The 21,776-nt window shown below is 51.7% G+C and carries 22 protein-coding genes, 1 tRNA gene, 2 other RNA genes and 2 pseudogenes; 15 read left to right on the plus strand and 12 right to left on the minus strand.

All coding sequences use genetic code 11. From position 1 onward, the window contains the following. Positions 1–35: 35 nt before the first annotated feature. On the plus strand, positions 36–1,196 hold the full coding sequence (gene mdoC, locus WM46_RS08920; protein ID WP_102602040.1) for a glucans biosynthesis protein MdoC: 1,161 nt from the start codon (positions 36–38) through the stop codon (positions 1,194–1,196). Positions 1,197–1,210: 14 nt separating this feature from the next. Here the strand turns inward: mdoC and WM46_RS08925 are convergent, their stop codons facing one another. The 6 genes from WM46_RS08925 to csgB all read right to left on the minus strand — a co-directional run bounded on the left by WM46_RS08925 (position 1,211) and on the right by csgB (position 5,067). After that, positions 1,211–2,692: a phospholipase D family protein gene (locus WM46_RS08925; RefSeq protein ID WP_102602041.1), complete on the minus strand. Its 1,482-nt coding sequence runs from the start codon at positions 2,690–2,692 to the stop codon at positions 1,211–1,213. Then, complete coding sequence (ymdB, locus tag WM46_RS08930) at positions 2,634–3,167, minus strand: O-acetyl-ADP-ribose deacetylase (RefSeq protein ID WP_058587917.1); 534 nt, start codon at positions 3,165–3,167, stop codon at positions 2,634–2,636. The genes WM46_RS08925 and ymdB overlap by 59 nt, the downstream gene beginning before the upstream one ends. An 89-nt stretch (positions 3,168–3,256) precedes the next feature. After that, on the minus strand, positions 3,257–3,580 hold the full coding sequence (locus tag WM46_RS08935) for a hypothetical protein (RefSeq protein ID WP_102602042.1): 324 nt from the start codon (positions 3,578–3,580) through the stop codon (positions 3,257–3,259). 145 nt (positions 3,581–3,725) lie between these two features. Continuing rightward, positions 3,726–4,058, minus strand: a complete 333-nt coding sequence (gene csgC, locus WM46_RS08940) for a curli assembly chaperone CsgC (RefSeq protein ID WP_102602043.1) — start codon at positions 4,056–4,058, stop codon at positions 3,726–3,728. 60 nt (positions 4,059–4,118) lie between these two features. Then, entirely contained in the window at positions 4,119–4,571 is a 453-nt protein-coding gene (gene csgA, locus WM46_RS08945) for a curli major subunit CsgA (RefSeq protein WP_061077143.1), read from the minus strand. Positions 4,572–4,611: 40 nt separating this feature from the next. After that, a complete protein-coding gene (gene csgB / locus WM46_RS08950) occupies positions 4,612–5,067 on the minus strand; it encodes a curli minor subunit CsgB (RefSeq protein ID WP_061078014.1) in 456 nt (151 codons plus the stop codon). A 763-nt stretch (positions 5,068–5,830) separates the two neighbouring features. Here csgB and csgD point away from each other — a divergent pair. Genes csgD through csgG form a run of 4 tightly spaced genes read left to right on the plus strand, consistent with a single transcriptional unit; the run spans position 5,831 to position 8,177 of the window. Further along, complete coding sequence (gene csgD, locus WM46_RS08955) at positions 5,831–6,481, plus strand: biofilm master transcriptional regulator CsgD (RefSeq protein WP_042319721.1); 651 nt, start codon at positions 5,831–5,833, stop codon at positions 6,479–6,481. 4 nt (positions 6,482–6,485) lie between these two features. Further along, the gene (csgE, locus tag WM46_RS08960) at positions 6,486–6,875 is read left to right on the plus strand and encodes a curli production assembly/transport protein CsgE (RefSeq protein WP_061077142.1); all 390 of its coding nucleotides are present in this window, start codon (positions 6,486–6,488) and stop codon (positions 6,873–6,875) included. A 26-nt stretch (positions 6,876–6,901) separates the two neighbouring features. Further along, positions 6,902–7,318: a curli production assembly/transport protein CsgF gene (gene csgF, locus WM46_RS08965; protein ID WP_102602044.1), complete on the plus strand. Its 417-nt coding sequence runs from the start codon at positions 6,902–6,904 to the stop codon at positions 7,316–7,318. Between the two features lie 25 nt (positions 7,319–7,343). Then, positions 7,344–8,177 (plus strand): curli production assembly/transport protein CsgG, encoded by an 834-nt coding sequence (csgG, locus tag WM46_RS08970; protein WP_061077141.1) that lies wholly within the window; start codon positions 7,344–7,346, stop codon positions 8,175–8,177. Positions 8,178–8,209: 32 nt separating this feature from the next. Here csgG and WM46_RS08975 read toward each other — a convergent pair whose 3' ends face one another. From WM46_RS08975 to ghrA, 4 genes are all read right to left on the minus strand, one after another. Next, positions 8,210–8,701, minus strand: coding sequence for a DUF1097 domain-containing protein (locus WM46_RS08975; RefSeq protein WP_061078013.1), 492 nt, complete (start codon positions 8,699–8,701; stop codon positions 8,210–8,212). A gap of 100 nt (positions 8,702–8,801) precedes the next feature. Further along, positions 8,802–9,356, minus strand: coding sequence for a molecular chaperone (locus WM46_RS08980; RefSeq protein ID WP_102602045.1), 555 nt, complete (start codon positions 9,354–9,356; stop codon positions 8,802–8,804). Positions 9,357–9,379: 23 nt separating this feature from the next. Next, positions 9,380–10,117, minus strand: a complete 738-nt coding sequence (locus WM46_RS08985; RefSeq protein WP_061077139.1) for a phosphatase — start codon at positions 10,115–10,117, stop codon at positions 9,380–9,382. An 86-nt stretch (positions 10,118–10,203) separates the two neighbouring features. Beyond that, positions 10,204–11,142 (minus strand): glyoxylate/hydroxypyruvate reductase GhrA, encoded by a 939-nt coding sequence (gene ghrA, locus WM46_RS08990; protein WP_102602046.1) that lies wholly within the window; start codon positions 11,140–11,142, stop codon positions 10,204–10,206. A gap of 234 nt (positions 11,143–11,376) precedes the next feature. Here ghrA and WM46_RS08995 point away from each other — a divergent pair. From WM46_RS08995 to WM46_RS09005, 3 genes are all read left to right on the plus strand, one after another. Then, a tRNA-Ser gene (locus tag WM46_RS08995) sits at positions 11,377–11,464 on the plus strand. 44 nt (positions 11,465–11,508) lie between these two features. After that, positions 11,509–11,640: non-coding RNA, RtT sRNA (locus WM46_RS09000), on the plus strand. Positions 11,641–11,685: 45 nt separating this feature from the next. Beyond that, a non-coding RNA gene (locus tag WM46_RS09005) (RtT sRNA) lies at positions 11,686–11,800 on the plus strand. Positions 11,801–11,918: 118 nt separating this feature from the next. Here WM46_RS09005 and vgrG read toward each other — a convergent pair. Continuing rightward, positions 11,919–12,533 (minus strand): annotated as a pseudogene (vgrG, locus tag WM46_RS09010) (type VI secretion system tip protein VgrG); the annotation flags it as partial. A 216-nt stretch (positions 12,534–12,749) separates the two neighbouring features. Continuing rightward, positions 12,750–13,268: an Hcp family type VI secretion system effector gene (locus WM46_RS09015; RefSeq protein WP_001142955.1), complete on the minus strand. Its 519-nt coding sequence runs from the start codon at positions 13,266–13,268 to the stop codon at positions 12,750–12,752. Between the two features lie 626 nt (positions 13,269–13,894). On the opposite strand from WM46_RS09015, the gene tssB reads away from it, so the two are divergent. The 7 genes and pseudogenes from tssB to vasI all read left to right on the plus strand — a co-directional run bounded on the left by tssB (position 13,895) and on the right by vasI (position 21,773). Continuing rightward, positions 13,895–14,398 carry a type VI secretion system contractile sheath small subunit gene (tssB, locus tag WM46_RS09020; protein WP_102602047.1) on the plus strand — a complete coding sequence of 168 codons (504 nt, stop codon included), beginning with the start codon at positions 13,895–13,897 and terminating at the stop codon, positions 14,396–14,398. A gap of 289 nt (positions 14,399–14,687) precedes the next feature. Further along, positions 14,688–16,160, plus strand: coding sequence for a type VI secretion system contractile sheath large subunit (gene tssC / locus WM46_RS09030; protein ID WP_102602048.1), 1,473 nt, complete (start codon positions 14,688–14,690; stop codon positions 16,158–16,160). After that, the gene (gene tssE / locus WM46_RS09035) at positions 16,157–16,573 is read left to right on the plus strand and encodes a type VI secretion system baseplate subunit TssE (protein ID WP_102602049.1); all 417 of its coding nucleotides are present in this window, start codon (positions 16,157–16,159) and stop codon (positions 16,571–16,573) included. The genes tssC and tssE overlap by 4 nt, the downstream gene beginning before the upstream one ends. A gap of 4 nt (positions 16,574–16,577) precedes the next feature. Next, positions 16,578–17,597 (plus strand): annotated as a pseudogene (gene tssF / locus WM46_RS09040) (type VI secretion system baseplate subunit TssF); the annotation flags it as partial. Then, positions 17,498–18,331: a type IVB secretion system protein IcmH/DotU gene (gene icmH / locus WM46_RS09045; RefSeq protein ID WP_410374627.1), complete on the plus strand. Its 834-nt coding sequence runs from the start codon at positions 17,498–17,500 to the stop codon at positions 18,329–18,331. The pseudogene tssF and the gene icmH, both read left to right, overlap by 100 nt. A gap of 8 nt (positions 18,332–18,339) precedes the next feature. Continuing rightward, positions 18,340–21,048, plus strand: a complete 2,709-nt coding sequence (gene tssH / locus WM46_RS09050) for a type VI secretion system ATPase TssH (protein WP_102602050.1) — start codon at positions 18,340–18,342, stop codon at positions 21,046–21,048. Beyond that, on the plus strand, positions 21,045–21,773 hold the full coding sequence (gene vasI / locus WM46_RS09055) for a type VI secretion system-associated protein VasI (protein ID WP_102602051.1): 729 nt from the start codon (positions 21,045–21,047) through the stop codon (positions 21,771–21,773). Before tssH ends, vasI begins: the two co-directional genes overlap by 4 nt. Positions 21,774–21,776: the final 3 nt, after the last annotated feature.

Consider the following 21,776-nt stretch of genomic DNA (forward strand, 5'->3'; position numbering starts at 1 on the left):
GATTAGTCTGAGAATCTGAGAATACGAAAACCTTTATGAATCCCGTACCCGCACAGCGTGAATATTTTCTTGACTCCATCCGCGCCTGGCTGATGTTGTTGGGTATTCCCTTCCATATTTCATTGATCTATTCCGGCCATACCTGGCATGTGAACAGCGCCGAGCCCTCATGGTGGCTGACCCTGTTTAATGATTTTATCCATTCATTCCGGATGCAGGTCTTTTTCGTTATTTCCGGTTATTTTTCGTACATGTTATTCCTGCGTTATCCGCTGAAACGCTGGTGGAAAGTACGCGTTGAACGCGTAGGCATTCCGATGCTTACTGCGATTCCCCTGCTGACGTTGCCACAATTTATTATGCTGCAATACGTCAAGGGAAAAGCCGACAGTTGGCAAACGCTCTCACTGTATGAAAAATACAACACGCTGGCCTGGGAATTAATTTCTCATCTCTGGTTTTTACTGGTTCTGGTGGTATTAACAACCGTCAGTCTATGGGTATTTAGCCGGATGCGAAAAAGCCTGGAAAAGGCGGAAAAAAAACGGCTGGCCGCCGTGTCGATGGGCAAACTGACGTTCATCTTCTTCTTACTGGGTATCGGTTATGCGGTGATACGGCGGACGCTGTTCATTGTTTACCCACCCATTCTCAGCGACGGCTTGTTTAATTTCGTGGTGATGCAAACGCTCTTTTATGTGCCTTTCTTTATGCTGGGCGCGCTGGCCTTTATCTCACCTGAGCTTAAAGCGCTTTTCACCACTCCTTCACGGGGATGTACGCTGGCGGCGGCTTTCGCCTTCATCGCCTATTTGCTGAATCAGCGCTACGGCAGTGGCGATGCCTGGATGTACGAAACGGAATATGTCATCACCATGGTGCTCGGATTATGGATGGTCAATGTGGTGTTTTCCCTCGGCCACCGTTTACTCAATTTCCAGTCAGCCCGCGTCACCTACTTTGTTAATGCGTCACTGTTTATCTATCTGGTACACCATCCGTTAACACTGTTTTTCGGCGCATACATTACGCCGCATATTGCCTCGAATCTGTTGGGCTTTATCTGTGGGCTGATCTTTGTGGTTGGCATCGCGCTGGTACTGTACGAGATTCATTTGCGCATTCCGCTGCTCAAATTCCTGTTCTCCGGCAAACCGCCGGTCAGACAGGAACAAAGCAAAAAAGTGACCGGCTAATGCCAGCAGCCACGTTAAAGCAGCCACTCGACAGGCAATAGCGTCGCCAGTCGCACCAGAACCCGCTTCCAGAATCCGGTGGCGGGTTCTTTTTTTAACACCTGCTCTTCGTCCTGCTGCCGATCCACCCAGTTAATTCGCCCCCAGCGATCGAGGCGTAATTGCCAGGCCGCATCGCGTTGACTCTCGATGAACCGTTTATGGATAAGCGTCGCCAGCGTCTCGCTTTCAATCACAAATCCCATTTCCGTGTTCAGCAACGTGGAACGGGGATCAAAATTTAGTGAACCAATAAACACCTTACGCCCGTCAATACTGAACGTTTTGGCATGCAGGCTGGAGCCGGAGTTCCCCGTAAGCCCCCTGTCGTGCAGTACCACCTGACGTTCACGCGTCGGCTTCAGTTCATAGAGTTCGATACCATAACGCAGTAGTTTCTTCCGCCAGCGCGCGTAACCGGCATGTACCACCGCGACATCATTGGCGGCTAATGAGTTGGTGAGGATCGCAATTTTGACGCCTTTACGCACCAGTTTCAGCAACTGCAAAACGCCTGCGCGGGTCGGGACAAAATAGGCAGAGATGATGTCGATCCGTTCCGTCGGCGATCCCATCACGTCAAACAGTCGTTGCGGCAGTAACGAGTGGCGCTGCGCTTTCCCCTCGCCTTTTAACGGATCGTCACTTAATAGCCGGGTCTTCGCCCAGATAAGCGGCAGCGCTCCGCGATCGAGATGGGTCATAAACGGGCTGGTTTCCAGTTTATGCTGGTATCGACGGGTGATGGGATCGTTGTACCAGGTATCGGGTAACTCAATGCCGTCAGTGATCTCTTGCTCGGAAAGCGCCAGTACCGATTTCAACGTCGAAACCGATGCGCAATGCCAGTAGCGTTCGAAATCCTCAGCAACCTCCTTGACGACGGGTCCGATGGCCATCACGTCCAGATCGGAGAACAGCGGCTCCTCGCCCGCGCCGAAATAGGCATCGCCAATGTTTCGCCCGCCCACCAGGGTGACGACACCGTCGGCAGTATAGCTTTTGTTATGCATCCGTCGGTTGAGCCTGGCGAAATCGGTCAGATAACCCAGCATCCGCAGCATGCGAAAAGAGAAAGGATTAAACAGGCGAACTTCAATGTTGGGATGGGCGTCGAGCAGTTGCAGGGTGTCATCCAGCCCTGGCGTGTTGTTGTCATCAAGCAACAGGCGCACATGAACGCCACGTTTTGCCGCCGCCAGCAGGACGGCGAACAGCAGCCGCCCGGACATGTCGTCTTCCCAGATATAGTACTGAACATCCAGCGTGCGCTCCGCCATTTCCGCCAGCCGGTAGCGGGCGGCAAAGGCGTCCAGACTGTTATCGAGCGCAAGGATGCCGCACTCTCCGGGATGATTGTCGCACAGAGGACGCGTGGCGCGGGCGAGCCGGGTCAGTTCATTCATCGCCTTGTTGGGTAAGTAAACGCTGGTAGAGTCGGGTTGTTTCGTCGTCATAACAGACAAAGTATATCTGCTCAGGCAAAGCGCGGCGGGTAATAAATTCCGAAACGGTCTTTAACGCAATTTCAGCGGCTGCCGCTCGCGGATACCCATAAACTCCGGTACTGATTGCCGGAAAGGCAATAGAAGCATAGCCGTTGGCCAGCGCCAGATTCAGGCTATTAACGTACGCATCCTGCAGCAGTTGCGCTTCGTTATGTTCGCCGCCGCGCCAGACTGGGCCGACGGTATGAATAACGGCTTTGGCGGGGAGGTTTCCCGCAAGCGTGATCACCGCATGGCCTGTCGGGCATTCACCCTGCTGCTGTCTGACCTTCATACAGGCTTCCAGTAAGGCGGGACCCGCAGCGCGATGGATTGCCCCATCAACACCTCCGCCCCCCATCAGCGAGGCGTTTGCGGCATTGACGATGACATCAACCGCGACCGTGGTGATATCCCCCTGGATAACATGAATACGCGATTCCATAGAACCTCCTTGCGTCACTCTGTTTTGTAAGTGTACAGCAGGGGATACCCTGAAATCGCTTTTTTCGTGTGCTTGTCTGAACGCCCGGTTTAGTGGTAACTGATATCCATCACCGCCAGTTTTTTCTTCTCATCCAGATAGCGCAAGTTAACCGCGGCGATCTGTTTGAAGTGTTGCGGCGCTTTAAGCAGTTCCTGCGGCGAATAATAGCGGGTTTGCGTGCGCCCCTCGTTATAGCAAGACATCGCAAGGCGCTGTTGCTGCTGACTCACATTACAGGGCGGCTCAACGATTTGACCGGTGAAACGAATAACCCCGCCCTGCCTTCCCGCATCCGCGATTGCGGTGAAAGAATACTGGGCAAGAAGCGCGAGCAGCAGAAGGCTCGTTTTACGCGTGACAGGTAACGGCATGATGCTTTCCTCAATGAGTATTCATCCTTGAGGGGTGATGTTTTCCCTGATGGCGACAGGCCCGGGAGTCACGCATTCCGCGTCACTCTATTCATAGTCGAGCCGCCTCGCTTCTGCCAGCATCAACGCATAAATTGTCAGTCAGTTATGACGGTTTCGCAGAGGGCGGCCACTGTTGTGATAAATGCAGCGACTGGCCGTCAGAAACCGTAACCACGATTTTGACGGTGTCTTGCGCTGAGATATTTAAACTGAGTCTGGTCAAATCAATGGCCTGATTAGCAGGCAGAGAAAGGGTCTTTTGTTGTCGTGACTGACTTTGCCCCGCCACGCCGTCACGAAGGGCTAAAACCTGCACCTGGCACACACAGGGTTGTGTCAGGGTGACCTGCGGCGTAATCGTGTAAATGTCGCCTTGCTGGATGGTTGCAAACGTTATCTGATTAGAGAGCGCCGCAAGGAGTAATAAGGTGTTCATGATCTCCTCCCGAAAAAAAACAGGGCTTTCGCCCTGTTTATTGTCAGCACATAAACTGAATTAGTACTGGTTAGCTGTGGCGTTGTTGCCAAAACCAACTTGTTTAACCAGAACGCTGGAATCAGAAGCCGTCTGGTTAACCAGCGCGGCGTTACGTCCACCGTATTGGCTCACAGTAATATCCGAGTTTTTGCCGTTCCACTGATCGATGGTGGCGTTGTTTTTGAAGCCTTTCTGAGTCAGATCAATGGTGCTGTTATCTGCACCCTGACCAACATCGGCGCCGTTACCATAGCCGTGCTGGGTGATTGTTGTGTCTGATTTACGAGCGTCGCTTTGCAGCGCAAGTGCGGCGTTATTGGTCCCGAACTGATAAATGCTCAGGTTTGAATCCGGGCCGGAGCTGCTTCCGCCACCGCCGCCACCACCGCCGCCCCATTGTGGAACAGAACCAGCCAGAGCACTGCCAGAAACCACGATTGCTGCAAATGCTGCCACTTGTAAAAGTTTCATGGTAAACCCCCATCGGATTGATTTAAGCGTCGTCAATGGATTAGCGTTGAATAACGCGAATTGCCATTTGCGACTGTCTCTGCACTACAACTGCTGTTTTTTGCGTACCATACTGAGTAATATTTGCTTTATTTCCAGAACCTTTCTGGATAATCATCGCAGTATTACCGTAATTACTTTGCGATATACTGGCATCATTGGAATTACCCGACTGAGCAATATACGCAAAGTTATAAGCTCCTGATTGGTCAACTTTGGCCCGGTTACTTCCACCTTCTTGTGAAACCACCGACAAAAGTTTAGAGCCCTCCTGGCGTATCTTTGCACTATTATTCGTGCCCACTTGACCAATTATGGCTGCCTGATTAAATGAAGACTTACTTAATTCATTTACCGCAAAGTTATATTCGGAATGCGCTAAATCATAACTTGTTGCGGAAGCAATTCCAGGCGCACCCAGTACTGTTAACATCATAAATAACAATTTGTTTTTCATGTTGTCACCCTGGACCTGGTCGTACATCGAGAAAATAACGTTCTCATCAATTTTCTTGTTAACGCTAAACGTAATTTGTTAACGCCGCGTTACGATGAAGAGTATGTCTGCGGAAACATTTTAAATAACTCACCCGCCAGTGGTATTTTTATATTTTCGCTCACACCAAAGTACTAATCAGGGCAGGAATACCCTGTTATTTACGCTTATTTTATTTTTTCCATACTCACCGTTAATGCTTTTTCTCGTCGTCAGTCAGCAGGCTGTACAGTGGGCTTTCCAGGCTATGTTGTACGGTCGGAGAAGAGAGAGATGCGCAAGTCGTGACAAGCCTCGTTTTTTTCGTCATCAAAATGCACGACGCCGACGGATCTCATAACTCAGCAATTCCCCCACCGATGAAGTGCTAGCACAAATTGCATTTATTACTTTAAATTCAGACAATTAATATAATTTGTATGATTTTTTAAATCTGTGCAATAACGGCTGGATGTACAACTTTACTATCAAATCTAAACTTAAAAAAAGCTCAAGGTTAACAAATTAATATATATTTTTACATCCCGTTACATGTTTAACACTTGCTTTAAGATTTGTAATGGCTAGATTGAAATCAGTTGTAGTTCATTTGTATTAATATTTTGACCCGTTCGGGCTGATTCTTATTTTACTACACACAGCAGTGCAACATCTGTCAGTACTTCTGGTGCCTCATTTTTGCAGGCAGCTGTCAGGTGTGCGACTAAAAAAGTGGGGTTTCATCATGTTTAATGAAGTCCATAGTATTCATGGTCATACATTATTGTTGATCACCAAACCATCCCTGCAAGCCACAGCATTATTGCAGCATTTAAAACAATCTCTGGCCCTCACCGGAAAACTGCATAATATTCAGCGTTCTCTGGATGATATCTCCACCAGTTGCATTGTTTTAGTCGATATGATGGAAGCAGATAAAAAGCTTATCCATTACTGGCAGGATAACTTAAGTCGGAAAAACAATAATTTAAAGACGTTATTGTTGAACACGCCCGATGATTATCCCTACCGGGATATTGAAAACTGGCCGCATATCAATGGCGTTTTTTACGTAGCGGATGACGAAGAGCGTGTCGTAAACGGTTTGCAAGGGATCCTGCGGGGAGAGTGCTACTTCTCACAGAAACTGGCCAGTTATCTGATCACTCACTCAGGTAATTATCGCTACAACAGCACTGAGTCAGCCCTCCTGACTCATCGCGAAAAAGAGATCCTGAATAAGCTGCGTATCGGCGCCTCTAATATCGAAATCGCGCGTTCACTGTTTATCAGTGAAAATACGGTCAAAACACATCTTTATAATCTTTTCAAAAAGATAGCTGTCAAAAACCGTACCCAGGCGGTTTCGTGGGCAAATGATAACCTCAGGCGATAAAGCCATGAAACGCTATTTGACCTGGCTTGCAGCGGCACAGTTTCTGTTCGCTGCCGGCACGACGCAGGCTGTAGAAGTTGAAGTTCCTGGGCTCTTAACTGACCACACGGTTTCGTCTATCGGCCACGATTTTTATCGTGCTTTTAGCGACAAATGGGAAAGTGATTATCCAGGTAATTTAACCATCAATGAGCGACCCAGTGCACGTTGGGGAAGTTGGATCACGATAACGGTAAATCAGGACGTTATATTCCAGACTTTTTTATTTCCAACGAAAAGAGACTTCGAAAAAACTGTTGTCTTCGCGCTGGCACAAACTGAGGATGCCTTAAACCGCCGGCAAATAGATCAAACACTATTGAGCACCGGCGATTTAACGCATGACGAATTCTAAAAAGTGATTTTTGTCCGGAGGCTGTAATGCGTGTCAAACATGCAGTAGTAGTACTCATGCTTATTTCGCCATTAAGTTGGGCCGGAAATATGACCTTCCAGTTCCGTAACCCTAACTTTGGTGGAAACCCCAATAACGGTTCTTTTTTACTGAATAGCGCCCAGGCGCAAAACTCTTATAAAGACCCCAGTTATAGCGACGATTACGGAATCGAAACTCCCTCCGCGTTGGATAACTTCACTCAGGCCATTCAGTCACAAATATTAGGTGGGCTGTTGACCAATATTAACACGGGGAAACCCGGCAGGATGGTGACCAATGATTTCATTGTGGATATTGCTAACCGGGATGGGCAGTTGCAGCTAAACGTCACGGACAGGAAAACGGGAAAAACATCGACGATCGAAGTGTCGGGTTTACAGTCGCAATCCACCGATTTCTAAGCACCGCCACGTAAGGACAATCATCATGCAGCGCTTACTTGTATTCGTCGCCGTCATTTTACTGAGCGGATGCTTAACCGCCCCGCCAAAAGAAGCCGCTAAACCGACCTTAATGCCCCGTGCGCAAAGTTATAAGGATTTAACGCATTTACCGTCGCCAACGGGCAAAATTTTTGTCTCGGTGTATAACATTCAGGATGAAACCGGGCAGTTTAAACCCTACCCGGCCAGTAACTTCTCAACAGCCGTCCCGCAAAGCGCCACCGCGATGCTGGTCACCGCGCTGAAAGATTCTCGCTGGTTTGTTCCACTGGAGCGCCAGGGACTGCAAAACCTGCTGAATGAACGTAAGATCATTCGTGCCGCCCAGGAAAACGGAACTGTCGCCATCAACAACCGGATCCCGCTGCAGTCGCTGACGGCGGCAAACATCATGGTTGAAGGGTCGATTATCGGCTACGAAAGTAACGTGAAATCCGGCGGCGTCGGTGCGCGTTACTTCGGTATCGGCGCAGACACGCAGTACCAGCTTGACCAGATTGCGGTAAACCTGCGCGTGGTCAACGTCAGCACCGGTGAGATCCTCTCCTCGGTCAACACCAGTAAAACCATTCTGTCTTATGAAGTGCAGGCAGGGGTGTTCCGCTTTATCGATTACCAGAGACTGCTGGAAGGTGAAATTGGCTACACCTCCAACGAACCGGTGATGTTATGCCTGATGTCCGCCATTGAGACGGGTGTCATCTTCCTCATCAACGATGGTATCGATCGCGGGCTGTGGGATTTGCAGAATAAAGCCGATCGCCAGAACGACATTCTGGTGAAATATCGCCATATGTCGGTACCGCCGGAATCCTGATGATCAGGATAAAAAAAAGCGTGAGGAATTCCTCACGCTTTTTTATTTTCCGCCACGGTTCGCGTACTGTGTCTTTCTCGCCGGGCCGCCAGCCACAGGCCACTGTTTTTCATGGCATAGCCAAAGAGCAAGCCAACCGCCAGTGAAGGCAGGACCAGTTTCCAGTCCCCCTGCCCGGCAAACGTGGCGCACGCGCCAATAAATGTGCCTGGCACAAATGACAGTAAGACTTGCTTTGCCTGAATACACATCAGGAAGGCCACAACGCCGGTGATCAGATAACCCACCAGTTCGAGATGCGGCGTCAACGCGCTACCGTAAATAATGACCAACGCCCACACCACGCCGCTCAACAGCGTGGAGGCCGAAATGGCCAACCCCTTTAACCCACCCTGTGGACAGGCGAAATAGGCCGTACAGCCTAAAAACCCTGCCCAACTCAGTAAGCCAAGAGACACGGCCACCCATCCCCAGATACCGGAGAGAATGCCCGTTGTGATTGCAATGGAAAGAAGTATGTTCATGCCGCGCATGATAGCAGAAAATGCCCATATGAATGAGATCACGCACACATTTTATGCAATGTTTAACTCATGTTGCATGCAAAAGTGATATACATCACATTTATTCGTCGGTCTCTTCTTCCAGTTCGTCCCACATCGCGCCAATGGCATCGCGTGTTAACGGCGCCATCGTTCGCCAGAAAGGGGTCGCGGCGTGCGCTTCCACTTTACCGAGGAAGGTACCGCACCACGGAATGATGTAATCCGCGAACAGGGTTTCCTGCGCCTCGCTTTCATCCTCTGCAGACTGATCTTCCAGCCAGGAGGCGGCCAGCAGCAACGTACCAATATGATCGGCTGGCGTTTCGGCAAGCGGCATACCCCGTGCGGAAAGGAAGGACCGCACCTCTGATTCTGTCGCCCCTTCCCCCCACGCGCTGCGATACGGTGGCACTGCGCACTCCGCACCGACAAACAGCGCGTTGTAATCCGCCGCCAGTTGGGCCATATCACAACTTTTCTGCAGACGCGCTAACAGTTCATCCTGCTCGAGCGGCCAGCTCGCCGGGAGTTTACCTTCGCGAATCAGGGTAAAAAGCGGAACCAGCAAAGGATCCTGCGGTTGACGGTAATACAGCGATCCCAGTACGCGGCACAGGATAGAAAACTCGTTCATCTAAATATTCCAGCTCGTGGTGGTTAAAGTTCAGCAAATTCAGGAATCGGCGCCATTCCGCGTGATTCCAGGAAATTGAGTAATCGTTGCGGGGTCACGTTCAAAATACGATCTTCCGGGAAATTCACCTCTTCGATAATTTTCAGACACTCGCTGAAGTCACCCATCGTAAAGGCGGTATGAGAATCTGAGCCCAACGCCACCCAGCCGCCAGCATCGCGCACCGCTGCCGCCACCGCGCGACAGTTCGCTTCACTGCCTTTGCGTGAATGAAGGAAGGAAGAGTTGTTAATTTCCAGTGCAACATTGTATTTTGCCGCAGCCTCGGCAATTGCTGTGATATCAACGGGATATTTCGGGTTGCCGGGGTGACTAATGATATGCACAACGCCGCTCGCCATGGTGGCGATCATCGCCTGCGTATTGGTGGCTTCATCGTGGGGGGCGAAAACCGGTTCATGAAAGCCCGCAATAATCAGATCCAGTGAAGTAAGCATCGGACCGGTACAGTCGATTTCACCTTCGATATTTTTGATATTTGCCTCAATGCCTCGCAGGATCCCTACCCCATCCACCACGCGCGGCCAGATACGCATATTGATGAAATGCCAGTGGTGTGGAGCATCCGCCATGTCCGGACCGTGATCGGTAATTGCGAACAGTTTCAGTCCCTGGCGCTTCGCCTGGGCGATGTAATCGCTCAGAGTGCTATAAGCATGGGTGCTGGCGACGGTATGCATATGCAGGTCAACGGGATACATGTCTCTCTCCTGTGGTCATTTTTCGACAAGGATAGCAGGAATCGCCTGCGTTTATTAGTCGAAACCCGGCATCTGCCGGGTATACCTTAATAACCGCGCTGGCGGTCGACCTGCCCGGTCACCGCTTCGCCGTTTTCCAGATGTGAAATCGTGCGGGAAATATAGGCGACGGCTTCAGCGGGACGCGTGACTGCCGCAATATGCGGCGTCATCGCCACGCGCGGATGTTTCCACAGCGGGCTATCCGCGGGCAGCGGTTCACGGCTGAAGACATCCAGCATCGCCCCTTTGAGTTTATTACTGTTCAGCGCGGCGAGCAGATCATCTTCATTAACGTGTACGCCACGCGCGAGATTCAGCAGATAAGCACCATCCTGCAATTGGTCAAGCAGTTTGCCATTGATGATACCGACCGTTTCCGCCGTATTGGGTAGCAGATTTATCAGCACGCGAGTCTGGCTGAGGAATGCGCCCAGTTCTTCGGTACCGGCAAAACTCTCAACTCCCGGCCAGGTTTTACGACTGCGACTCCAGCAGCGCAGCGGGAACCCCCAGGCCTGTAAGCTTTCTGCCACTTTCGCTCCCAGCACACCAGCGCCCATAATCCCCACGGTAAACGCCTCGCGCGTATATTCCGGCAGCGGTTGCCATTGGTGCTCATTTTTCAGCGCCTGGTAATCATCAAAACGACGGAACCAGTGCAGTACCTGACTGACCGCGTATTCCTGCATCTGCAAGCCCATACCGGTATCTTCGAGACGAAAGAGAGGAATGGCGGGATCCAGCATCGTGGGATGGGCTTTCAGTTTGCTCAGGATCGAATCCACCCCGGCACCCAGAGCGAACACCGCCTTAAGTTTACGCCCTTCCAACATTTCTACCGGTGGGTGCCAGACCAGCGCATAATCTGCCGGATCGTTATCGCCCTGCTTCCACTCCCGGACTCTGGCACCAGGGATAGCTTTTTCCAGGGCAGCGATCCACCAGGGGGTATCAAACGTAGGGTGATAGAAAATGATATCCATATTGACTCCTGCGGGTTGTTGTGCGCAATTTTTCGCACTTATTATCATCGTTTTCAAAGGGATCATCAGCATAGCAAATTCGCTGGCGCTGGCAAAAAAAGCAGTTTCCGCCTAATTAAGCGACAGGTTGCCTGAAGTTTGTGTAAACGCACGATTTTTTGGAAAAGTTGATTGACGCAGGCGGCGTATTTCCCTAAATTAGCGCCCGTTCCAGTCGTTGAGGAACAACAATATGGTGAGGTGTCCGAGTGGCTGAAGGAGCACGCCTGGAAAGTGTGTATACGGCAACGTATCGGGGGTTCGAATCCCCCCCTCACCGCCATATTTGAGAAAGAGCTCGTACGCAGGTACGGGCTTTTTTTTCGCATATTGCACACCCTGGGGGGATGAGAATCCCCGACCGGGGTTCGACAACGGGCGCAGCCCGTTGGACGGAATGGCCGCAGGCCATGACGCCCGCAGGGCGAGCGAAGCGAGTCAATCCCCCCCTCACCGCCATCTTTGAGAAAGAGCTCGTACTTGCGTACGGGCTTTTTTTTTCGCATATGGCACACCCTGGGGGGATGAGAATCCCCGACCGGGGTTCGACAACGGGCGCAGCCCGTTGGACGGAATGGCCGCAGGGCGAGCGAAGCGAGTCAATCCCCCCTCACCGCCATATCTGAGAAAGAGCTCGTACGCAAGTACGGGCTTTTTTTCGTATATTGTACACCCTGGGGGGATGAGAATCCCCGACCGGGGTTCGACAACGGGCCCAGCCCGTTTGTTGACTGTCGTTCACTCCGTTTATTCGGGTTCCAGGGAATGTCGAAGGCTTCCGGCAGAAAGCGCACCGTGTCGCACAGCACCAGACTCTGCTCATCGCTGTCCGGTGAAGACTCTTCGTAGAAGAACAGACCTTCCTCCGCTGCCATCCGCGCCAGAAAGTCATAATCGGTTTCGTTGTACTGCACGCAGAATTCCCGCGCCGGATGCGCCTCGCTGAACAGCGGGCTCCAGTCCGTCACATCGTTTTCCTGCAATAGCGTCCCCAGGATGCTTTTAATATCCTCATTCTGGAAAATGCGGGAGTTCTGGCGCAGTCGGGCGCGCCACAGCGGCGGGCGGACCTGCATGCTGTACAGCATCTGGTGCCCGTCGTTTTCCCCCTGCTCAAACCAGGTCACGATACCATTCACCCGGCGCTGTATCTCCGTGCCCTGCCAGATTTTAAGATGGGCCGTTTTTTCCAGAACCTGAGAGAAATCAATGCTGAGGAGCTGCTGGCTGACCAGTGAAATATCGAGGGAGAACAGCGTGGAGAAGGACTGGTGCAGGTGAAAGGACTCCACGACCAGCGCATCTGGCGGCAGGCCGTCCACCTCCAGTGTGAAACGTAATCCTGTTGACATGAATAACCTCCTGAATTGACAGGGAAATGAAGCCGCCTGCACCGGACAACGGCGAATGACAGTACAGTGTTACACTTGCATTCAGGCACGCTACCGCCGAAGTTTCCGGCATCCGCCATCTCCCGTAAAAAAACGTAACCCCTTACTGACACTGCTTTTTTGTTTGCTGTCTCCAATAAAAAACAGCATCCCGTAAGAGCGGGATGCTGTTGATACTTACGCTTCCAGCGGCGCGCGCCAGTCATCAGCACCAGAGGTACCGGATTTGACGTGTTCCCACTCGATTTTGCGATAGGCCAGGGAGACTTCGAGCAACTGCGTGAATTCACGCTTTGCCGGGTCCTGACAGTGCGGCATATGCAGTTTCATATCCACAATCGTTGAGTCCGTCAGGCGGGTAGTGAAGTAATGCTCCTGCTTTCCTTCAACCGAGGTACGCCACCAGTGCAGTTCGGTTTTCGGCAACATTTCACCGGAAGCCAGTGCGTTGTACATCAGCGGCACAGCTTTATTCAGCGCCACAGTAAAAATGAACGGCTTGTGTGCACGCTGGCCTGCTGGCTGACCAGACTGCGGGTCGGTGGGTACAGTTACGTTATGCAGGAATTCCTGAACCAGCATTTCATCTTCGTGGCCCTGCACGTAGATGTTGCCGACAGAATCTGCCGTGAATGCACCCGCGGTAATATTTCCCTGGGTTTGTCCTGTAATTGATATGTAACAGGGTGTAGGCATTTGTAAGCTCCTTGTTGGTAATTATCGACATCTTACATATATCTGCCGAAGGACATCCGGTAGATGAAAATATGCGGATTACATAAAAAGACGTGTAGTTTAAGCCCTCTTCGCATGGCTGAATGAATCATACAGCAGAGGCTTAAATTAATTCACATGGTAATTGAATTACAATTAAATATATTATCAAGAAATACATAATGATTTATTAACATAAATTCAAGGCAATAGCTTAATCATGAATTAATATTATATTCACTGCCAATTAAATATATCCAGAAAATTCATTTCGCTACTCTACCCATAAAGATTGACGTGTCATATGAATTCATGAAAATAACATTCACATAATGCATATAAAAAATAAAATTCCATAAAATTCAGTAAATTACTTATACATTAAGATTCACTTAACTCTTTGTTTAGTTATTTTTAATGATAACGCCATTATCTTTAAAATAACCACACCACGAGAATACTCCTGTCTTCTATTCAAAAAAAGTGCTTCTCAAAAAATTTTCTGCGCGTAAAATGATTTCCAAGAATTCTTTATCACACGGCATTACATTGTTCCATATTCTGTAAAAAGATGCAGAACACATAACGTAACCTGATGGATAATTTCTATGAGCAAAGATTATAACGGTAGCGTGGCGCCTAAAGAGCGCATCAATATTTCTTATATTCCAAAAACTGACGGAGAGCCTGCTGAGGTGGAATTACCCCTCAACATGTTGATAGTAGGCGATACCGGTAACACTCAGGAAACAACACCAATTGATGAACGTCAGATGGTTTCAATCGACAAACATTCATTCAATTCAGTGATGGCAGAAGCATCCATTAGCCTGAATTTTGCAGTTCCGGCGACATTGAAGGACGACGCAAAAGAGGAAGATGAGATGAATATCTCGCTGGAAATAAAATCCCTGAACGATTTTTCTCCGGATAGTGTGGCAAAACAGGTGCCAGAGGTGAACAAACTGCTGGAGCTACGCGAAGCGCTGACAGCATTAAAAGGCCCGTTGGGTAATCTGCCTGCATTTCGCGCCCAGCTTCAGGCATTGCTGGAAAATGAAGAATCCCGCGAACAGTTACTGCAGGAAATCAGCCAGGCAGAAAATAAGTAACCGCTGTTTTTCAGGGAGATTATCCTGGCTATAGGCGTACGGAAAGATACACCAGAATCGATGACACCATTACGCAGGCTGTGACCGGTTAAGTATCAGTCTGACAGGCGACATCAACACAGAAACACTGGATGTATTGATCGCAGCGTTTGACCAGAGGATCGGATATCTGAGGGATGAAATCATCCATCTCAACGGGTATCAGCAGACGAAGCCACACTGGCGGAAGGTGTTCCACTGACAGTGAAATCTGGCTCCAGAAATACAGTTCAACACAAGGATTTTCAGTATGTCTTTACAGGAAGAGGAACTTGTTTCCGCCCGCACTGAACAGGGAAGCCGTACCCCGTCGCTACTTGATGAAATCATGGCGCAAACCCGCATCCAGCCCGGGGCTGACGGTTATGATATTGCCCGCCAGGGTGTAACGGCGTTTGTTGCCAGCCTTCTGCAGTCCAGTTCTCCAGCAGAACCCGTAAACAAACTGGCCGTGGACAGCATGATTGCGGACATCGACGCCCGCATCAGCCGCCAGATGGATGCCATTATTCACGCCCCTCAGTTTCAGCAACTGGAATCTTTCTGGCGTTCAATGAAAGCCCTGGTGGATCGCGTTGATTTTCGCGAGAATATTAAGGTTAATATTCTCCATGTTACTAAGGAAGAACTGCTGGACGACTTTGAGTTCGCGCCAGAGATTACCCAGTCAGGCTTCTATAAGCATGTTTACTCCAGCGGATTTGGTCAGTTTGGCGGCGAACCCATTGCAGCGGTACTGGGTGCATATGAGTTCAAAAATACCACACCGGATATCAAGCTGCTGAACTATGTCAGCGCCGTCGGCGCTATGGCTCATGCGCCATTCCTGTCTTCCGTATCACCGGAGTTCATGGGATTAAATTCCTGGACCGAATTGCCCAATATCAAAGATCTTTACGCCATCTTTGAAAGCCCTGCTTACACAAAATGGCGTGCGCTGCGTGATTCCGAAGACTCTCGCTATCTGGGGCTGACCGCACCGCGTTTTCTGCTCCGCCAGCCCTATTCCGCCACTGAAAACCCCATCAGAAGTTTCAATTATGCCGAAGATGTCAGCCGCAGCCACGAGCATTATCTCTGGGGCAATACCGCCTGGATGCTGGCCTGTAATGTGGCCGACTCGTTCGCAAAATATAGATGGGCGCCGAATATTATTGGGCCGCAGAGTGGCGGCGCGGTAAAAGATCTGCCGGTACATCTCTACGAATCAATGGGACAGATTCAGGCCAAGATCCCGACAGAGGTGCTGATCACCGACCGCCGTGAATTTGAACTGGCCGAAGAGGGGTTCATCACCCTTACCATGCGTAAGGGCAGCGATAACGCCGCCTTTTTCTCCGCCAATTCGGTTCAGAAACCCAAGCATTTTCCGGGCAAAGATGCCGAAACCAACTACAAACTGGGTACGCAATTACCGTACCTGTTCATTATCAACCGCCTCGCACACTATATTAAGGTGCTGCAGCGCGAGCAGCTCGGGTCGTGGAAAGAGAGGAGCGATCTTGAGCGGGAACTCAATATTTGGGTCCGTCAATATGTTGCTGACCAGGAGAATCCCCCCGCTGACGTCCGCAGCCGTAAGCCCCTGCGTGGCGCTAAAGTTGAAGTACTGGACGTGGATGGTGAACCTGGGTGGTATCAGGTGGCGATTTCCGCAAGACCCCATTTTAAATATATGGGCGCGTCGTTTGAATTGTCTCTAGTCGGACGGTTAGACAAGTGATAACGGAGCGCGAGAGGCCTGCCGGCTCGCTGTTTGAGCGCCTGGAAAACCCTCCTGTCAGAAACTGGCGAGGGGGCAGTAACATAGAGGTATTCAGACAGTCCATCCGCCACAACCTGCGAAATATTCTGAACACCCGCTCCGGCAGTTGTCGGGGCACCCCGGATCTAGGTATCGAAGAGCCGGAAGGGTCGGATAATTATCGCAGCACCATGAGCCAGGCCATCGCGCAGTGCATTGAGCGTTATGAACCCCGGATCTCACATGCTGAGGTTCGGGCGGTCGTTCCCCAAGCGGCCAGCCCACAGGAAATAACCTTCCATATCACCGCTTGGGTGACATTTAACGACATCGACGATGTGCTTGAGTTTGATATGGCACCGGACGGCAGTCAGCATTATCGGGTGGAATAGCAAAATGGAATTCGAAGAACGCTATTACAGGCAGGAACTGAATTACCTTCGGCAGTTAAGCAAGCAACTGGCGACCGAAAAACCGCATCTGGCCCGGTTTCTGGCTGAAAAAGGGGCCGATCCGGATATCGAACGTCTGCTGGAAGGTGTGGCCTTTCTGACCGGCAATCTGCGCCAGAAAATTGAGGACGAGTTTCCTGAGCTGACGCACGGCCTGATCAAAATGCTGTGGCCCAATTATTTGCGCCCGGTGCCATCGATGACGATGATTGAATACAGTCCGGATATGGACAAAACCTCCGTGCCAGTGCGCATCCCCCGTAACGAACAGCTCACCACTGGAGCGAAGGAGACTCAGGGAAACCAGGTATTGTCTGCGTATTCCGGCAATGAGCACGATATAACCCCACCCTGTACGTTCACTCTTTGCCGGGATATCTGGCTGTTGCCCGTTCAACTGGAGCAGGTTGAAAATCACAGCACGCCCCGCCACGGCATCATCGATGTTACGTTTGCCGTCGCACCGGGTACTGATTCCACCACCCTGGATCTGAACAGGCTACGTTTCTGGCTGGGGAACGATGATGATTATACCCGCTACCAGCTTTATCTGTGGCTTTGCGAATATTTACAGGGCGCAGAGTTGATTACCGGCGAGCAGTCGATCCCGATGCCTGAATTTATGCTGAAAGCAGTGGGATTTAAACCAGAGGATGCCATGCTGCCCTGGCCCGGTAATGTCCACAGTGGCTACCGCATTCTCCAGGAATTTTTCTGCTACGCCGACAGTTTTCTCTTTTTCGATGCCTGCGGTGTTCCGGCGCTACCTGATAAATTAAAGGAAAACCATTTCATCCTACGGTTGCGTTTTTCGCGCCCCTTACCAGTAGATATCCAGTTGCATCGTGGCTCCTTGCGTTTATACTGCGCGCCCGCCATCAATCTTTTTTTTCATCATGCCGAAGCAATTACGCTGGATCACCAGCGGGCAGATTATCCGCTGATTTCCAGTCGCCACTACCCGGATACGAAAGCGAAGGCGAAGGCCAACGCCAGTACCAGCTTGCACTTCGCGGCAATAACCTGAACCCGATGATCGACGCCGCCACGCCGCTGCTGGGGATGGTGATGCGTGTTGCGGGGATGAACAGTCATGCCATGCCTGAACACCTGTTTACCCAGGTAGTGACGGATGTGCAGGCGATGGAGCAGCTACTCCAGGAGCAAGGCTATGAACCTGGAGTGATTATCTCGTTTCGTTACATCCTGTGTACCTTTATTGATGAAGCGGCGCTGGGTAATGGCTGGTCCAACAAGAATGAATGGATCAAACAGTCGTTACTGGTGCATTTCCATAATGAAGCCTGGGGTGGCGAAAAAGTGTTCATTCTGCTGGAGCGTCTGATCCGTGAACCAAAGCGTTATCAGGATCTGCTTGAGTTTTTATTTCTCTGTTTTTCGCTGGGATTCCGAGGGCGCTATAAAGTCGCGGCTCAGGATCAGGGGGAGTTTGAGCAGATTTACCGCCGCCTGTATCACATCCTGCATAAACTGCGCGGTGACGCGCCTTTTCCGTTACTGCACCAGGATAAAAAAAACCAGGGCGGACGATACCAACTCATTAAACGGCTGACCATCCGGCATATTTTGTCAGGTGGCATCGTCGTGCTGGTGATGTTTTATCTGTTTTATCTGCTGCGCCTGGACAGCCAGACGCAGGACATTCTTCACCAGTTAAACCGGCTGCTCGCCAGGTAAGGACACATATGATCCAGATTGATTTGGCCACACTGGTAAAAAGGCTTAACCCCTTTGCGAAACAGGCCCTGGAAGCCGCAGCCTCAGAATGTATGAGCCAGCAGGCAGCGGAAATCACCGTCAGCCACGTACTGATCCAGATGCTGGCTATCCCGCGCAGCGATTTACGGGTCATTACGGAACGTGCAGGGATCAGCTCCGATGATTTACGCCAGTCGCTGACCGTGGAAAATTACGCTACCACCCGTTCAGTGGACAGCTATCCATCATTTTCCCCCATGCTGGTTGAATGGCTGAAAGAGGGCTGGCTGCTGGCCTCTGCCGAAATGCAGCACAGCGAGCTGCGTGGAGGAACACTGCTGCTCGCTCTGCTCCATTCGCCGCTGCGCTATGTGCTGCCTGCCGCCGCCCGGTTGCTCACCGGTATTAACCGCGACCAGCTACAGCAGGATTTTGCCGGATGGACGAAGGAGTCCGCCGAGTCGGTTATGCTGAATGCGGACGGACAAATCATCAGCGCCGCAGCCGATACCGGCGACAGCCTGCTTGCCCGCTACGCCAAAAATATGACCGATGATGCCCGCACCGGCAAACTCGATCCGGTATTGTGCCGCGATAATGAAATCGACCTGATGATCGATATCCTCTGCCGCCGCCGTAAAAACAATCCGGTGGTGGTGGGCGAGGCAGGCGTCGGTAAAAGCGCGCTGATCGAAGGGCTGGCACTGCGCATTGTTGCAGGCCAGGTGCCGGACAAACTGCGCAATACCGATATTATGACGCTCGATCTTGGCGCGTTGCAGGCCGGCGCGTCCGTAAAGGGCGAGTTTGAGAAGCGCTTTAAGGGGTTAATGGCAGAGGTTATCCAGTCACCGACGCCGGTGATCCTCTTTATCGACGAAGCCCATACGCTGATTGGCGCGGGCAACCAGCAGGGCGGGCTGGATATCTCTAACCTGCTAAAACCTGCGCTGGCGCGCGGCGAGCTGAAAACCATCGCCGCCACTACCTGGAGCGAATACAAAAAATACTTCGAGAAAGACGCCGCCCTGTCACGCCGTTTCCAGCTGGTAAAAGTACGCGAACCCAATGCTGCCGAGGCCACCATTATTCTGCGCGGCCTGTCAGCAGTGTATGAACAGTCCCACGGCGTGCTGATTGACGATGACGCGTTACAGGCGGCGGCGACGTTAAGCGAACGCTATCTTTCAGGTCGTCAGCTGCCGGATAAAGCCATTGATGTGCTGGATACCGCCTGCGCGCGGGTGGCGATTAACCTTTCCTCTCCGCCGAAGCAGATTTCCGCGCTGACCACCCTGCGCCACCAGTGCGAAGCGGAGATGCGCCAGCTTGAACGCGAGATCCGCATCGGCCTGCGCTCGGACACCTCACGGCTGACCGAGGTGATTGTTCAGTATGACGAAACGCTGAGCGAACTGGATGAACTGGAATCAGCATGGCATCAGCAGCAGGCGCTGGTTCAGGAAATTATTTTGCTACGTAAAAAGCTACTGGACGAAACGGACGCCACCGGCGGAGAAGATAACGCCGTGGCTATGGATGAGGCGGAAGCCAAACCGTCGGAGCCTGAAATCAGCCCGGCTGCGCGTCTGGCGCAGTTAACCGTTGAACTGGGGACTCTGCACCATACGCAGCTCCTGGTTTCCCCGCACGTCGATAAAAAACAGATTGCCGCCGTCATTGCCGAATGGACCGGCGTACCGCTTAACCGTCTGTCGCAGAACGAAATGTCAGTCATCACCGATCTGCCGCAATGGCTGGGAGACACCATCAAGGGACAGAGCCTGGCGATCAAGCACCTGCACAAACACCTGCTGACCGCCCGCGCCGATCTGCGCCGTCCAGGGCGACCGCTTGGCGCGTTTCTGCTGGCCGGTCCCAGCGGCGTGGGTAAAACCGAAACCGTGCTGCAACTGGCAGAGCTGCTCTACGGCGGGCGTCAGTACCTCACCACCATCAATATGTCGGAGTTCCAGGAGAAACACACCGTTTCGCGCCTGATTGGTTCCCCTCCTGGCTATGTCGGCTACGGCGAAGGCGGCGTGCTGACCGAAGCCATCCGCCAGAAACCGTATTCCGTGGTACTGCTCGATGAGGTAGAAAAAGCCCACCCGGACGTGCTCAACCTGTTCTATCAGGCATTCGATAAGGGTGAAATGGCCGATGGTGAAGGCCGTCTTATCGACTGTAAAAATATCGTCTTTTTCCTCACCTCTAACCTGGGTTATCAGGTGATTGTCGAACATACCGAAACCCCGGAAACCATGCACGATGCGTTGTATCCGGTGCTGGCAGACTTCTTCAAACCCGCGTTGCTGGCGCGCATGGAAGTGGTGCCGTATCTGCCACTGTCGCGTGAAACGCTCTCCGTCATTATCACCGGGAAGCTGGCACGGCTGGATAACGTACTGCGTACTCGTTTTAACACGGAAGTAGTGATTGAGCTTGAAGTCACCGACGAAATCATGCAACGCGTCACCCGTGCTGAAAACGGCGCGCGAATGCTGGAATCGGTTATCGATGGCGAGATGCTTCCGCCGCTGTCACTGTTGCTGCTGCAGAAAATGGCGTCGAACATTGCCATTGCTCGTATCACGCTGGGCGTGAAGGACGGCGCGTTTACCGCTGACGTCGAAGATGCACCGCATGAGGATACTCAGCCTGAACTGGAAACAGAGGACGAAACCGTTCTATGAGCAGAATGCAGACGCTCCTGATCATGATGCTGTTGCCAGGATTATTCCCCGGCGCAATACAGGCGGAAACAGCGGTGAAACAGGCGGCTGCCATCCTGCCGGGGATTGTGGTGTCGGTAACCAACACCGAGACAACGCTCAGTGCCATGATGGCCTGTCGCCGGAAACCTGCTGCGCTGGAGCGACTCGACTGCTATGACCATCTTCTGGCACCGGAGCAACCTGGTTTTGATGGCGCGCTGGTTAAGGCCAGTTATGAAGGTGAAGCCTGGAAGCGGGCCTTTACTCAGGAAAAACAGCGTCAGGACAACTCCACCACACTGATGATGACGCAGAACGGTGGAGAACGCCCCACGGTAATTATCACTACGCCCGCTATCGGCAACATACCGCCGCGCCCGGTACTGATGTTCAGTTGCGTGGATAACATCACCCGGATGCAGGTGGCGCTGACGCACGCCATGACGCCGGACGGCATCGACGTTACGCTGACCACCGATACCCGACAGATTCAGTCGCGATGGTTCATCCGTGAGAACGGTACGCTGCTGGAATCAAGCCGGGGCTTATCCGGCATTGATGAAATCAAGCAGCTCTTGGGGGCAAAAACGTTAACCATTGATACCGGTACGGACAGCGCTGCCGGGAAATTGACATTTAACATTGACGGGTTGGCGAAAGCCATCGCGCCGCTGCGTGATGCCTGCCACTGGGCGGGAGAGTAATAC

The organism is Citrobacter freundii complex sp. CFNIH2, assembly GCF_002880615.1.
Lineage (GTDB): Bacteria > Pseudomonadota > Gammaproteobacteria > Enterobacterales > Enterobacteriaceae > Citrobacter_A > Citrobacter_A amalonaticus_F.